11 protein-coding genes and 1 pseudogene are annotated in these 14,559 nt (G+C 36.0%); 3 read left to right on the forward strand and 9 right to left on the reverse strand.

Annotated elements, in window-relative coordinates; translation table 11 throughout:
• Positions 1 to 191: 191 nt before the first annotated feature.
• From CKF58_RS05015 to CKF58_RS05025, 3 genes are all read left to right on the forward strand, one after another.
• A complete protein-coding gene (locus tag CKF58_RS05015; protein ID WP_119531599.1) occupies positions 192 to 905 on the forward strand; it encodes an acylneuraminate cytidylyltransferase family protein in 714 nt (237 codons plus the stop codon).
• Between the two features lie 8 nt (positions 906 to 913).
• Positions 914 to 2,674, forward strand: a complete 1,761-nt coding sequence (locus tag CKF58_RS05020; protein ID WP_119531601.1) for a hypothetical protein — start codon at positions 914 to 916, stop codon at positions 2,672 to 2,674.
• 149 nt (positions 2,675 to 2,823) lie between these two features.
• Entirely contained in the window at positions 2,824 to 4,986 is a 2,163-nt protein-coding gene (locus CKF58_RS05025) for a hypothetical protein (RefSeq protein WP_119531603.1), read from the forward strand.
• Positions 4,987 to 5,106: 120 nt separating this feature from the next.
• On the opposite strand, the gene rplT is transcribed toward CKF58_RS05025, so the two are convergent.
• From rplT to CKF58_RS05070, 9 genes and pseudogenes are all read right to left on the reverse strand, one after another.
• On the reverse strand, positions 5,107 to 5,460 hold the full coding sequence (gene rplT, locus CKF58_RS05030) for a 50S ribosomal protein L20 (protein ID WP_119531605.1): 354 nt from the start codon (positions 5,458 to 5,460) through the stop codon (positions 5,107 to 5,109).
• 18 nt (positions 5,461 to 5,478) lie between these two features.
• A complete protein-coding gene (rpmI, locus tag CKF58_RS05035) occupies positions 5,479 to 5,679 on the reverse strand; it encodes a 50S ribosomal protein L35 (protein WP_119531607.1) in 201 nt (66 codons plus the stop codon).
• A 99-nt stretch (positions 5,680 to 5,778) separates the two neighbouring features.
• A complete protein-coding gene (gene infC, locus CKF58_RS05040) occupies positions 5,779 to 6,345 on the reverse strand; it encodes a translation initiation factor IF-3 (RefSeq protein WP_425451205.1) in 567 nt (188 codons plus the stop codon).
• A complete protein-coding gene (gene thrS / locus CKF58_RS05045) occupies positions 6,333 to 8,282 on the reverse strand; it encodes a threonine--tRNA ligase (protein ID WP_119531611.1) in 1,950 nt (649 codons plus the stop codon). Before thrS ends, infC begins: the two co-directional genes overlap by 13 nt.
• A gap of 564 nt (positions 8,283 to 8,846) precedes the next feature.
• Entirely contained in the window at positions 8,847 to 9,572 is a 726-nt protein-coding gene (araD, locus tag CKF58_RS05050; RefSeq protein WP_119531613.1) for an L-ribulose-5-phosphate 4-epimerase, read from the reverse strand.
• Positions 9,572 to 10,432 (reverse strand): L-ribulose-5-phosphate 3-epimerase, encoded by an 861-nt coding sequence (locus CKF58_RS05055; protein ID WP_119531615.1) that lies wholly within the window; start codon positions 10,430 to 10,432, stop codon positions 9,572 to 9,574. The genes araD and CKF58_RS05055 overlap by 1 nt, the downstream gene beginning before the upstream one ends.
• An 8-nt stretch (positions 10,433 to 10,440) precedes the next feature.
• Positions 10,441 to 11,088 carry a 3-keto-L-gulonate-6-phosphate decarboxylase UlaD gene (locus CKF58_RS05060; protein ID WP_119531617.1) on the reverse strand — a complete coding sequence of 216 codons (648 nt, stop codon included), beginning with the start codon at positions 11,086 to 11,088 and terminating at the stop codon, positions 10,441 to 10,443.
• A gap of 13 nt (positions 11,089 to 11,101) precedes the next feature.
• Positions 11,102 to 11,578, reverse strand: a complete 477-nt coding sequence (locus tag CKF58_RS05065) for a PTS sugar transporter subunit IIA (RefSeq protein ID WP_119531619.1) — start codon at positions 11,576 to 11,578, stop codon at positions 11,102 to 11,104.
• Between the two features lie 245 nt (positions 11,579 to 11,823).
• Positions 11,824 to 13,629: pseudogene (locus CKF58_RS05070) on the reverse strand (PTS ascorbate-specific subunit IIBC).
• Positions 13,630 to 14,559 lie beyond the last annotated feature (930 nt).

The raw sequence follows: 14,559 nt of genomic DNA on the forward strand, positions 1-14,559 counted from the left end.
TTTATAGTTTACTCTAAGTTTTATTAGAGTTTAAACAATGAATGAAGATTTATATTAGACAAAACTATAAACACTTATTTGAATTTAGGTTTAAGCTGACATTTTTTAGCTCTAGCAACTTGTTATAATGTAAGCATAAAAATTCAAACTATCTTAGTCACCTCTACTCAATTATTTTCGCAAGTATTATTATGATTGTACGTAAAGCTATTGTTATTATTCCGGCTCGTGGCGGTTCAAAACGTCTACCTGGAAAAAACATTCGAGATTTAAATGGTATTCATTTAATTGGACACTCTATTCTCTACGCTAAGCTCTTTCCGGAAATCGTAAGTGAGATTTATGTTTCTTCTGATTGTGAGGAAATTAATAAAGTGTCTCATCTTTATGGAGCTAAATCTATTATTAGAGAGCCAGAGTTATCTTTAGATACCACTCCAACCTTACCAGTATTAAAAGATGTGTTGCTCAAATTAAATGATCCAACGATTACCGATGTCATTTTATTACAAGCAACTAATCCTTTACGTCATCGAAAACTCTTAACTTTAGCTTGGGAAATCTATACTAATCCTGAACTTAATTTACAAAGTCTGTTTACGGTAACTCGTAGCTTTGAAAAACTCGGACGCATTGTTGATAATAAGTATATTCCGTGGAACTATGAAATAGGACAAAGATCGCAAGATCTCGAGCCTTTATATTATGAAGATGGAACTTTATATATTTCAAGTGCGCAAAACATCTTAAACGATGTGCTACTAGATACTAATGCTTATCCGTACATGAATCCATATCTATCCGTAGATATAGATACCTATGAAGAATTCCAACATGCCGAGTTTATCTTTAGTAATTTAAACATTGGCCTCAATCAAAACCAAAGCTATTCGACTTTAGAATAGAGATACTTATGACAAAACCAGAACTTACTGTATATTGCGTTGGTGGAGCTATTCGTGACGCTTTACTTGGGATTGAACCACAAGAGTATGATTTTGTGGTAACTGGAGCAACAGTTGACCAATTTCTTGCTCATCAGGATTTTACGCAAGTAAACGCTAATTTTCCGGTATTTATCCAAAAATCAACCGGACAAGAATATGCTTTGGCGCGCACCGAAGAAAAAACCAGTAACGGTTATACTGGTTTTACTTTTAATACTACAGATGTAAGTATTGAGCAGGATTGCCAACGTCGCGATCTAACCATTAATGCCCTTTACTTACCAGTCGCTCATGATTTAGATACCCAAGTTAAATTAAGTGGCGCAATAATTCGCGAACGCCAAGCGCAAATTTTAGATCCAACCGGTCAAGGACTTCAAGATCTAAATTCAACCTCTTACGCTCCTCTTGCTCGACCTATTAATGAGAACTTTTGGCAAGATCCTTTACGTTTTGTTCGTGCTTTACGCCTTAGCGCAAATAAACTATTTATTCTTGAGCCAAGCATTCTTGGTGATCTAGTGACGAAAATGAGTGCTGAAGATCAAGAAGCTTTATTTACTCCACGTCCGAGCATGCGTAAAGAACTTGAGAAAATGCTTGTGCGTAATACTTTACTCAATACTTTCTTACCACAAGTAGTTGAGAGTAAACTTTGTACCGGTCATAATACTGTACCTAATTTTGATGACTATTTTATTAGTGAAGTTCCTAATAATATAGCTCGTACCGAATGGTTTGAGTTTAACGCTCACAGCTCTGAACTAATGCAAAGCGCATGGCACAACTTACCACCAGCAGCTCAAGAAATACTTACTAAACAATCAGCTCATGAACAAAAGCAAGAACAAGAGAACGAACAAGAGCTAATTCTTAGCGATCTAGGATTAGCTTATAGTTGCTTACTCCTGTGCTTTAATGACTATTGGCAAACAATGGTTATTGAACAAGAAGATCATAGATACCAATTACTAACATCGACGCAAGCGGTTTTAGATAGTAATCACAAATACTCAAGTCAGAAAAATCCAGCTTTTAGTCAAAAACTAGAACAACTTTGGCAAAAATGGCATAGTCGTGAGTTTGTAGGTAGCGTTATCATTAATCAGCTCTATCCTCAAGAAAAAGCATGGCTTGAGCAACAATTACTACAACATAACTTAATTATTGCTTCACTTATACAATTAGTAACCCAAAATAAAATGTTTACTAATCTAGAAGAGGCATATTTTACGACTAGTTTAAGTAAACTACGTTTAAGTGTGCTTAAAGAGTTAGATAAATCTTCTTTATTTACCTCTTTACTTACTTGGCAAAATTATCCTTATCTAGCTAACATTTTATTGCGTATTACTCCTACTAATGAAGTTAATCATTTAGTAAACAATTTAGATTTAAATGTAGTTTTACCTATTCAAGCTTTAGTACATAAACAGTTAAGCGCTTTAATGCTAGCCCATGAATCTCTTGTACAGTTTGTACAAAGCAATAAAGAGGCTTGTTTATCTTTCCAAGAGTTACCTGCTCTTCTGTTCCAAGTTTGGCAACATCTACGTCAAACCACCGAGCAAACTGAAGTAAATTTAGGTGATTTTATTGCTCAACTCTTAGAAAAGCACAATACTTTATGTAGTAAAGCCTTTAGAGATTACATTAGCCATGGCAATGGTTCTTATGATCTAAGCAAAATTGATCTAGGAGTTCCGCAATTTACTACCTACTTCTAGAGTTTAAATAAACTTTGGCAATCAACATTGGCAATAAACAAGCAACAATAGAGTAAATAGTAAATTATCTAGCTTTAAACTATTAACACCCAAACAAGCTAAAAGGATCACCTTTTAGCTTGTTTGGGCTTAACCTTAAATTTTTTCCTATGAAATCGCAATCTGTATTTAAACAACTTGTTGCTCAATTAGCTCTAGCTTGGCAAAAGCAAGAGGCATACGCTTATGAACTCGAGCTTACACAAACTTTAGAAATAAGACAGCAAGAGCAAACATCTCCTTGCGCAAAGCAGCAGTTACAACAGTTGCAACTTAAGGTTAAAGATAGTGCCAAGCAAAAACATAACCGCAACTATAACCTGAACTTAAATCAAAATAAAGAATTAGCTCTAAGTAAATGGTGCGCCATTTGGCAAAGTTATAGTCAGAGTCTTGCAGTTCTTGCTGAGCTTACACATCAATTTTACCCTCAACCTGAACTTAGTAAAAATAGTTCTCTAACTAAAGAAGAAATCAATTCCTCCTTAGAACTTTTAGATTGCAAACTGCTTATTAATCCTGATCAGCAATCACAGTTACTTAATAACTATGATCTTAAAGCAACTAGTAACGCTTCAGATTGCGATCTTACTCGTGAGCATAATGATAACTTCCAACCCTATCTAGCAAGAAAAAGTTGGAAACTACCAAAACTCATAGAAGTTGCTATAGATCTAGTAAACGCTTTAGAGCATGAACAATTAGTAGATCTTGCTTCCGACTTAAAACAACATTTTACACAACAGTTAGTGTTAGATAGTGAGACAGAGAAAAATCTTACGCAAGAAACTAGTCCAAGATCTCTTCTTGAGCAAGAGGCTTACTTTGCTTTGGAGGGAATAACTAATTTAAATTGCGAAGATGAAGTTTATCTTTCTTGGTTAGCGCTTAGTTTAGAATTGGCAGTTAAATTAGTTGCAGCACAACGCTTACTGACTGGATTGAATGCTAAAGCCTTTAATCTTAATTCTTTATTAGGTTTAGTAGAAAACTGGAGTTATGAGTTTTTAGCGCAAAATCACACAGATATAACAACCGACGAGATAACTGAAAATTTACATCATCTAAGCCACCTTTTAAGTCTTGATTTAGTAGCTTTAAAAGCTTGGCAAGAAAAAGTTAGACATAATTTTCTAACTCCGCTTGAGGTATTACATCAGCTCCTTAAAGCTAAGCAAAACTCTACTCAATCTAGCGCTAGTATTGAAACTACTCAAGAAAAGCAGTCATCAAGTACTTATTGCTTAACTCTAGGATCTTTACCTATATTTTTAGATCAGCAACTCAATCTAAGCTACCGCTTAGATCTTCCATTAAATGGAATTGATAAGGAAGCTCTCTTACCAAGTGTTTTACCCTATTATCTACCGCAACTGTTCAATGGGTTAAGTATTTGGTGTGAAACTTACACTAAGATTGGCGTAGGTTATGAAAAATCAGTGCAAGAGTTTAACCAACAACTTCTAAAACAAAAAAATCAAAGCGATAAGCCTAACTTAAATACAACCTCACTTGAAGCATTAATCAAGTATTGGTTTAATGGACAATTGCTTGCTAATCCTGCGGTATTTATAACTAATGGTATTGATTTTAAACAAACTGCTGTAAATAAGCTAACAGGTAATCTTGTTTCTCATCCAAGTTTAGACTTTGAGCAATTTGTGGTTAAGCATGAACTAAGTACAAAGTTCCCCTTAAATTTAGCTATTAGCTTACAACTTGCACAAGTGCGACGTCATGATAAGTTTATCCACGAGCAATTAAGTACCCTCGAGTTTAACCCTTTTAAATCCAAAGAGGTAACCACTGCAACTTCCTTAAATGCTGCTCATCTTTTAAATGAACCTCCTTTAGATGATAATCTTCGCGATAATCATCTTTGCGGCAATCAACTTTTAGATATACATCATTTACAAAAAAATAACTTATTAAGTTATCTTACTTTAGAACAGCGTTATATCTATCAGCAAGCAACTTTAGCTCGAGCTTGTCTCTTTTTACCGCGTAATCTTGAACTAGCTTTAAGCAAGGACTCCTCACTTTTAAATACTGATTATTTAAGTACAGTCCTGTTAAACAACTCGCAAGATAAGATTAGTAACCAAAGTAAACTGTCTGTATTACATGTAAATAATCCTTGGTTACCAGCTTATGCCAAGTACTTACTATTATTTACTTTTATGACAAATTTACTATCACCAGAACAAGCACGCAAAACAGTAATTAATCAATTACGTAAACGAGCTCTTGAATTGGGAATTTCTTACAAATAGAAAAAGCTTAAGGGTTAGGAACACTTCCTAACCCTTAAGCTTTTTTAAATCTGACAATTAAAGAGGCTAACACCATCTTAGTGCTAGCCACTAAACAGTAAAGTCTATATCAATCAGTAATTATAGAACTTCTTTCACTTTAGCTACTAAAGCTGAGAAAGTTGCTTGATCGTATACTGCGATATCAGCTAATACTTTACGGTCGATCTCGATGTGAGATTTTTTAAGACCGTTAATGAATTGGCTGTATGATAAACCGTTGAAACGAGCTGCCGCATTGATACGAGCAATCCATAATTGACGGAATTGACGTTTTTTCTGACGGCGGTCACGGTATGCATATTGACCAGCTTTAATTACTGCTTGATAAGCAACACGGTATACACGGCTACGAGCACCATAGTAACCTTTAGCTGCTTTTAATACTTTTTTATGGCGAGCGCGCGCCATCACACCACGTTTTACACGAGCCATTTATTCACCTCTTCTAAATTATCTTGCGTATGGAAGACACGCTACAACTAAAACTTGATCTGCTTTCGCAACTAAACATTTATTACGTAATTGACGTTTACGTTTAGGAGATTTTTTAGTTAAGATATGGCGAAGATGTGATTGTTTACGTTTAAAACGGCCTGAACCAGTTTTTTTGAAACGCTTAGCAGCGCCACGTACTGTTTTAATTTTTGGCATGATAAATTCCAAAATTGAATGAATTACGCATTGTACACAATGAAAAATAAGGTGATTAGAGTTTCTTAGAATCTTCTAAGTAGCAATAATACTTATACCTTAATTTTTCTTCTTAATAGGAGCCATGGTCATGGTTAATTGACGACCGTCTACTTTTTTACCAGAAGATGATTCAACTACTGCGTAGTCTTTTAAATCTTCTTTTAGACGATCCATTAAACGCACACCAAGGTCAACGTGAACAATTTCACGTCCACGGAAACGAATTGAAATTTTCGCTTTGTCTCCGTCTTCGAAAAAGCGGATCAGGTTGCGTAATTTTACCTGATAATCCCCTTCATCGGTTCCTGGGCGGAATTTCATTTCCTTCACTTGCACAACTTTTTGTTTTTTCTTTTGTTCTTTTTGTGCTTTTTGTTTTTCGTAAAGGAACTTACCGTAGTCCATGATTTTACAAACTGGAGGAACTGCGGTAGGACTGATTTCCACTAAATCTAATTCTCTGTCTTCGGCTAACTCTAGAGCCTCACGAATCGACATTACGCCTAATTGTTTACCTTCAGAATCTGTAACACGCACTTCTTTAGCACGAATTTCACGATTAATACGGTTAGGACGTGTTGTCTGTCTGCTACGATTTACAGCTTTAATAATTATTTCTCCGATTCACTAAAAGAAACTAACGAACGTGTAGCGATTTCTTGTTGTAGTTTAGCTACAAAGTCGTCAACGTTGAATGTACCTAAATCTTTACCAGTACGCGTACGTACAGAGATAGTACCATCAGCGACTTCTTTATCACCACATACTAAGATATAAGGCACACGTTTAATCGTTTGCTCACGCACTTTAAAGCCTACTTTTTCGTTACGTAAATCTAGTTTAGTACGAATACCAGCAGCTCTTAGTTTTGCGTAAACTTGGCATGCATACTCTTCTTGGGCACTAGAAATATTAAGAATTGCCGCTTGAGTTGGAGCACACCATGCTGGGAATGAACCAATATATTCTTCAATTAGAATACCGATAAAACGTTCTAATGAACCTACACATGCACGGTGAATCATAATTGGGTGGTGTTTTTCACCATCTTCACCGATGTAAGTTGCATCTAGACGTTGTGGCATGAAGAAGTCTAATTGTACTGTACCACATTGCCACGGACGATCTAATGAGTCGTAAATTGTAACTTCAATTTTTGGACCATAGAACGCACCTTCACCAGGTTGGTATTCAAATGTTAAGCCACTTGAAGTAATTGCATCAGCTAATGCTTGTTCCGCAAAATCCCAAATAGCTTCGTCACCAATACGTTTATCAGGACGAGTTGAAAGTTTGATTTCAAATTTGCTTTCGTCAAATCCGAATACGTTATAGATTTCACGAATTAAAGAAATACAGCCTTGTACTTCAGATCTAATTTGATCTTGGGTACAGAAAATATGTGCATCGTCTTGTGTAAAGCCACGCACACGCATAATACCACTTAATGAACCTGATGGTTCATTACGGTGACATGAACCAAATTCAGCCATACGGATTGGTAAGTCACGGTATGATTTTAAACCTTGTTTAAAGATCATAATATGACCAGGACAGTTCATTGGTTTAATCGCGTAGTCACGGTTTTCAGATGAAGTAGTAAACATGTTTTCGCGATAGTTATCCCAGTGACCTGTTTTTTCCCATAGGCTTTTATCTAGAATAATTGGTGCTTTAACTTCTTGATAGTTGTGGCTTTGAATTTTTTCACGAATGAAGTTCTCAATTGAACGGAAAATTGTATAGCCATCATTGTGCCAGAAGATTAAACCAGGACCTTCTTCCTGTAAGTGGAATAGATCTAGAGCTTTACCAATCTTACGGTGATCACGTTTAGCTGCTTCTTCTAGATGTTGTAAGTAATCTTTAAGATCTTTTTTATCAGCCCAAGCTGTACCGTAAATACGTTGTAAAGGAATACCTTTAGCATCACCACGCCAGTATGAACCTGAAGTTTTCATGATTTTAAAGTTTTCACAAAAACGCATGTTTGGTACGTGTGGACCACGACACATATCGATGTATTCTTCGTGGTGGTAAAGAGCTGGACGAGAATCTTTTGGTACGTTATCTTCTAAGATTTCTAATTTAAATGGCTCATTACGCTCTTTAAACGTATCATAAGCTTCTTGCCATGAAACGTTTTGTTTTACAACATCATATTTAGTGTCAACTAAAGCTTTCATGCGATCTTCAAGAGCTTGTAGCTCTTCTTCAGTTAAAGCATGATCTATTTGTACGTCGTAATAGAAACCTTTATCAATTACTGGACCAATTGCCATTTTAACATCTGGGTACAGTTGTTTAATAGCATGACCTAGTAAGTGGGCACATGAGTGACGAATTACTTCTAAACCTTCAGGATCTTTGCCGGTGTAGATCACTACTTGTGCATCACTTGTAATTGGATCTACTAAGTCACGTAATTCACCATTAACGCGACCACAAATTGCATTTTTAGCTAATGAGTTACTAATACTTTTAGCCACTTCTGCAAGTGAAGTTGGAGCAGAGAATTCTTTGATTGAACCGTCAGGTAGAGTAATTTTAATATTTGACATGAAACAAATTTCCTTTGAGATAGATGAATACTGCTGTAACTACAAACTTACGAAACAATAATCCTCTATAAACTATTCAAACCCTTATTGCGTTCTTCTTTCATTTTAGAGTCTTACATAACTTTTATTTTTTAGTATTTACTGTTAAAGTCTTCTACCCTTAAGTTCGTAAACTTAAAGATAAAACAACTCTAAAATATAAAAATCGCTTTTACCCGCCTTTGTCCTCTAAAGAAAGTTTTAAATACAGACCTAAAACCCTAGGGCAAAAACTTACAAAAGCGTATTTCTACCGCTAACTAAAATCTCACTTACTTAAGCTTAATCTAACTTAGAAGTAGCTAATTCTTAGTTAATCTCGAAAAGAAGAAAGAAATAAACGATGAATATTATAGCAAAATTAAACAAATTTTTCATAAAATTATGCTTTTGCATATGTCTTAACTTCGTTTGTTCACAACCCTCGTCAAATATAATATTTTTCTTAATTTTCACCTTGCTTTTTCTATTTTAACAAGCTAAAAAACCTCCTAACAAGTGTTAAGAGGTTACTACAAAGCAATATCAATTATGCTTTTCTACTTCTTGGCTGTTTGTTTGCCCATAATAAGCATTTTTCCCGTGTTTACGTTTAAAGTGCTTATCAATTAATTCTTGTTGCATACTTGCGACATTTGGCGCAATGCGTAGGGCATTAAAGTTTATGAGAGCTATCTCTTCAAGTACTACTGCATTATGCACGGCATTCATACAATCAGTACCCCAAACAAATGGACCGTGCGAAGCAACTAGTACTCCAGGTACATCGTTCGGATCAATATGACGTTGACTAAAGGTTTCGATAATAACCTTACCGGTTTCTAACTCATATTCACCGTTGATTTCCTCGACCGTCATACGACGCGTACATGGAATTGCACCGTAGAAATAATCAGCATGCGTAGTACCTAAAGGCACTATGTCGCAACCAGCTTGTGCCCAGGTCGTGGCATTACGTGAATGCGTATGCACTATACCTCCAACTTCAGGCCATGCTTTATAAATTTCAATATGCGTCGGAGTATCAGACGAAGGTTTGAGTTTACCCTCGACCACTTTACCCGTATGGATATCCACAACACACATATCTTCAGGTTGCATTTGATCATATTCAACACCCGAAGGCTTAATTACCATTAAACCACTTTCGCGGTCGATTTCACTCACATTACCCCAAGTAAAAGTAACTAAGTTATAGTGTGGTAAAATCTTATTAGCTTTACAAACTTTTATTTTTAACTCTTCTAACATTACTCCTCCTTGGCAATAGCAAGAGATAGTTGTTGCTCTAACCAAGCTTTAGCTTGAGCTATTTGTGCTACAGGATCTTCTAAACTTGTTGCCCACATTTCAATTAATAAACTACCTTTATATTGTAATTCTTGCAGGATTTTAAAACCTCCCACAAAATCTACACAGCCAGCGCCAAAAGGTAAATCTCTAAATTGTCCTTTACAGGTAGGGGTTACAGCTAAAGTATCTTTTAGATGAATAGCCGTAATCTTACCAATCCCTTTAGTTAGCTCTATAGCAACATTATTACCCCAAGCGGATAAATTTCCTAAGTCTGGATACACTGCAAACCACGGATTATTTACGAGTTTGTCGTATTCTAACCAACGACTAATACTACTCATAAATTCGGTATCCATAATTTCCATCGAGAGCATAATTTGCCGTTGTGCGGCATATTCTGCTGCCCAAAGCATTCCTTGTTTAAAATTCTCAAGGGTTTGTTCATCCTGCTCTTCATAGTAAACATCGTAGCCAGCAAGTTGGATATTGCGAATTCCTAAATCAATGGCTAGTTGTACAGCTTTGATTAGAATCTGCTTAGCTTGTTCACGAATGGCAGGATCATGACTCCCAAATGTGAAGCGACGATGAGCTGATAAGCACATACTAGGAATATTAAAGTTCATTTCTAGCATGGTGCGTTTAAGAGCTAAACGCTGTTCAAGAGACATGTCCAAACGAGCGAGTTTTTCGTCTGATTCGTCAACCGACATTTCGAGATAATCAAAACCTAACTCTTGTGCTGTTTTAAATTTTTCTTCCCAACTAAGATAGGCTGGTAGGGCCTTTTCATAGAGTCCCCATAGTGGTTGCATATTCCCTCCTACCAGTATTTAGCTACTTCAGCACGAATTTCTAGCGCAGCGTCGCGACCTTGATCACTAGCTAAAGAGCGACCTGCAATAAAGGCTTTAACATTTTTCACTTCTTTAAATAAGTGAATATCTTCTGGCACAATACCACCAGTAATTGAAAGCTCTAAACCTAAAGCTGATAAAGCTTGCATTTTTTCAATGTCTTCGGGTAGCCAACCACGTCCAGCAAGCTCTGCATCACGTGAACGATGGAAAATCGCTTGCTTAACTCCTAAATCAACCCAAGCTTTAACATCTTCGAGTGTCCAATTACCATAGATTTCAATTTGAATTTCGCGTCCAAATTCATCAGCAACTTTTTTACAAGCAGCAATAGTCGCAATATGTGCCGCAGCCGATACTGTTAACCAATCTGCACCAGCTTCGAATGCCATTTTGGCTAAAATAGCTCCACCGTCGGTTGTTTTAAGATCACAAACAATAATATGTTCTGGATGTTCGCGACGTAATACTTTTACTGCTTCAGTTCCTGCCGCAAAAGCTAAAATTGTTCCTACCTCAATAATATCTACGTATGAAGCTACAGTATTAGCTGTTTTACGTGCTGTTTCTAAGTCGGTAGAATCTAAAGCAATTTGTAATAAAGGTTTTGTCATAATTATCTCCGACTTAGTTGTTAGCATATTTATTTAATGTTTCGAGCACTTGCTCTACGGTAGAACACTTAAGCACACGATCTAAATTAACACCTGAATCACATTCTTCATCATCAAAGAGATCAGCAATTTGTTTAAGCGCGTTCCCGTGACTATTAGCATCTGCCCCAGCAAGTGTAACTAAAGCTGAAACCGGATCTTCTTCGCCTGGAAAGAGCACTGGAGTTTCTAAAGTCACTAATGCAAAAGCTGTTTTATTTACTCCATCTTCAGGACGAGCATGCGGCATAGCTAAACCTGGAGCAAGAATTACGTATGGTCCTAATTCTTTAACGCTTTTAATAATCGTAGGATAGTAATTTGAAGTAATAGCACCTGATTTTTCTAATAAATCAGTACCAATTTTAATAGCTTGTTCCCAATCAGCGGCTTGTTGATTTAAGAGGATTGATTGGTTATCTTTTAATGATTGGATAAGACATACTTGCATAGAATTTTTTCCGACAAAAGCGAGAGTGATAGCAAATTAAAATAATCTCCTAGCACTCATGGATAAAGTGAATACAGATCTAAAACAAAGTAAAAAATCTAAAATCAAGAATGAGGATAATTGCCTAGGTAACATACAAAGAGCAAGGAAATAGGTTGACTTAGCCAACTAACAACCTATTCCTACTCTTTCATTTCCTAGAAGCAAAATCTTGGGATGTTTTTTATCAACGTCGTTACTAATCTTTAGGCGTCTTTGCTCTCTTTACTATCTTTACCTTGGCTTACAGTATTAATTAGAGCAATAAGTTCTTCACCAAAACTTGCAGGATTAAGCATATTTTGTACACCTAACACGTGTTTACCTTCTGGCACTTCCATTTCTCCTGCAAGGTGACGCGAAGAGACGATAATATCCGTGTTCGCAAGTTTAGATTTGTAATCAGAAATAGCACATGAGTCCATAATGTTTGGAATACCACGTTTATCAAGGTAGCCTTTAATTTTCATTTTCATCATCATTGACGAACCTTGACCATTTCCACAAACTACAAGAATGCGAACGGTTTTTTGCGCAGCGTTTGTTGCAGGACTAGTACTTACAGCCTCTTCCTCGTCTTCCGCTACACCATAGCCATAGAATTGATCTAAAGTTAAACCTTGAGCGTTAGCTTGAGCTTCATCAGCACGTAAACGTTTTGAAGCTACTACCATGTAAACAATACAGAGTGCTACTACCACCCAGAAGAAGAGTTTACTGAAGGTTAAACCTTGGAATAGTACAGGGAATACTAAAGCCCAGTCTGCCATTCCCATCCATGCATTAAATTTAGCACCGTATGCAGTAATCAGATGGATTGCCCATGCTGAACCAAATACCTCGATTAAACCAAAGAGGAAACAACATACGATTACAGCTTTCCAACCACCAAATTTATTAGCGAATACCCCAATGGTAGCATTCGAGAAGAACATCGGAATGAAGCCAGGGATTACTAAAATTGGTGCATTAAAGAGGAAAAGAATGCCTACAGCTAAGAACTGACCGATTGCACCCTAGATAAAACCAAACACCATAGCATTAGGACTATAAGCATAAATAGCAGCACAGTCGATAGCTAATACGGCATTAGGGATAATTCTTTCTGAAATACCTTTGAAAGCTTCTGATAATTCAGCCACGAACATGCGCACACCCATTACAATTACTTGAATAGATACGGCAAATTTAAGTCCGGTTTCAAAGATATAAATTACCCAGTTGGTTTTACCAGCCATAGCTTGTAAACGATCGATACCAAACGAGAGTAAAATAATCCCGAAGAATAAAGTCATTACTAAAGCGGTTGCTGAAATACTATCGTGGAATACGTTTAACCAACGAGGAAGTTTTAAATTATCTACCGTATTTTCAGGGTTACCTACTTTAGGAGCTACTTTAACCGCAATATATGAAGCGATTTGTTGTTGGTGACCGATACTAAAACCAGCTCCACCAGTAACCGCTTGAGTTGGGCGATACATAATATTCGAAGAAATCGACCAATAAAGAGCAATTAATACCGCACTATAAATAATCGATTCAACCATTGGCGTGCCCATCACAAAGTAGAACACTACCACTAGACCCGCTTGTTGGAACATAATGTGTCCAGTAAGCATGATCGTACGAATACCAGTAAACTTACGGAAAGCTACTAAGAGGATATTAATCCCTAGTGCAAGTAATACGGTATAACCAACCCAAGAATAGTCATCACCCATAGCATCCATCGTTGCGATAAGAGTGGTGTATGGATCGATTACTGAACCTTCTAATTGGTGATACTCGGAAAGTTTTTCAATAACAGGTTTAAAGCTTGAGGTTAAAGCTCCAGCACCTAGCTGTACTAACATAAAACCAACGATGGTTTTAATCGTACCTTTAATTACGGTTGTTGCATCTTTACGCAATAAGAGATAACCGATACAAGTCACCATCCCTAAAAGTAATGGTGCTTTGGTCATTACTTGTTGGTAGAAGATATTAAAAATATTAAACAGAAAATCCATAAACTCTCCTCTACATGAGCTTATGTCTTACTAAATAATTTTTTACTTAAAGTAAAAACTATCTAGCAGCAGTTAAACAAGTATTAGGCGAATGCCCAGAGAAAGACTTAAACACAACTGGTCTTACTTGAGACTTAATACCTGGATAAATTTTCTATCCATATTATGAACAATTTATAGGGCAAAAAATTTAGCAATTTTAAGCTTTTTTATCGATTTGTGACTTCAGTCACACTTTTACGTAATTTTTTTGAACCTAATGATACAAAATGCTGTTTTCTTTGATCATTTTGCGAAACACAAAAGGCAAAGTGATCAAAAGTGATCAGCTTTTTGATGAAATTGGAAAAATTAAAAATATAAAAATGATCATCATTTCCATATTGATGATGAATATTTTGTTCAATTTATAAACTCAACTTTATATAGTTCACAAAAATAATTTTTCCAAGACTTCTCTAAATGACTTTAGCTAAGTCTACGCCTTAATAAGTCTTTCCCCATCTAATCATGATAATTCTTAGCCTCACTTAGCAGAGAATAAATAACATGGGTCAACTTAACTCTCATTGCTCCACTAGATATCTAACCAGCAAAACAAACACTTGCCCTTAATTTTTACTTAGCAAGTCTCCCATCCTTTCAAGATAGCAGGTCTACAGCATACTTAAATAATCTAAAATTCTTTTCATTCTCCCCAACTACCGTTACTTATTTACATTGGATCAAGCAAAATCTTAATTAAAAATTTTTTACTGCTTATCTGATCATTTAAATCATAAATAATCATGCAAAATAAACACTCAATGATCGTTAATAACCTAATAACCACAATAATTAGTCAAGAATAAATTGACGTATTTGGCAAAACTAAAAATTTTTAAATTTTGCTTAATTTAAGTTTTTCTACGAAAAAACCGCAACTTAAAG

It is taken from the genome of Psittacicella hinzii (assembly GCF_003585935.1).
In the GTDB taxonomy this organism is placed as follows: domain Bacteria; phylum Pseudomonadota; class Gammaproteobacteria; order Enterobacterales; family Psittacicellaceae; genus Psittacicella; species Psittacicella hinzii.

Excerpts from the sequence above, each read along its gene's own strand:
- CKF58_RS05015 (WP_119531599.1), top strand. The coding sequence starts at position 192 with ATGATTGTACGTAAAGCTATTGTTATTATTCCGGCTCGTGGCGGTTCA.
- CKF58_RS05020 (WP_119531601.1), top strand. The coding sequence starts at position 914 with ATGACAAAACCAGAACTTACTGTATATTGCGTTGGTGGAGCTATTCGT.
- CKF58_RS05025 (WP_119531603.1), top strand. The coding sequence starts at position 2,824 with ATGAAATCGCAATCTGTATTTAAACAACTTGTTGCTCAATTAGCTCTA.
- rplT (WP_119531605.1), bottom strand. The coding sequence starts at position 5,460 with ATGGCTCGTGTAAAACGTGGTGTGATGGCGCGCGCTCGCCATAAAAAA.
- rpmI (WP_119531607.1), bottom strand. The coding sequence starts at position 5,679 with ATGCCAAAAATTAAAACAGTACGTGGCGCTGCTAAGCGTTTCAAAAAA.
- thrS (WP_119531611.1), bottom strand. The coding sequence starts at position 8,282 with ATGTCAAATATTAAAATTACTCTACCTGACGGTTCAATCAAAGAATTC.
- araD (WP_119531613.1), bottom strand. The coding sequence starts at position 9,572 with ATGTTAGAAGAGTTAAAAATAAAAGTTTGTAAAGCTAATAAGATTTTA.
- CKF58_RS05055 (WP_119531615.1), bottom strand. The coding sequence starts at position 10,432 with ATGCAACCACTATGGGGACTCTATGAAAAGGCCCTACCAGCCTATCTT.
- CKF58_RS05060 (WP_119531617.1), bottom strand. The coding sequence starts at position 11,088 with ATGACAAAACCTTTATTACAAATTGCTTTAGATTCTACCGACTTAGAA.
- CKF58_RS05065 (WP_119531619.1), bottom strand. The coding sequence starts at position 11,578 with ATGCAAGTATGTCTTATCCAATCATTAAAAGATAACCAATCAATCCTC.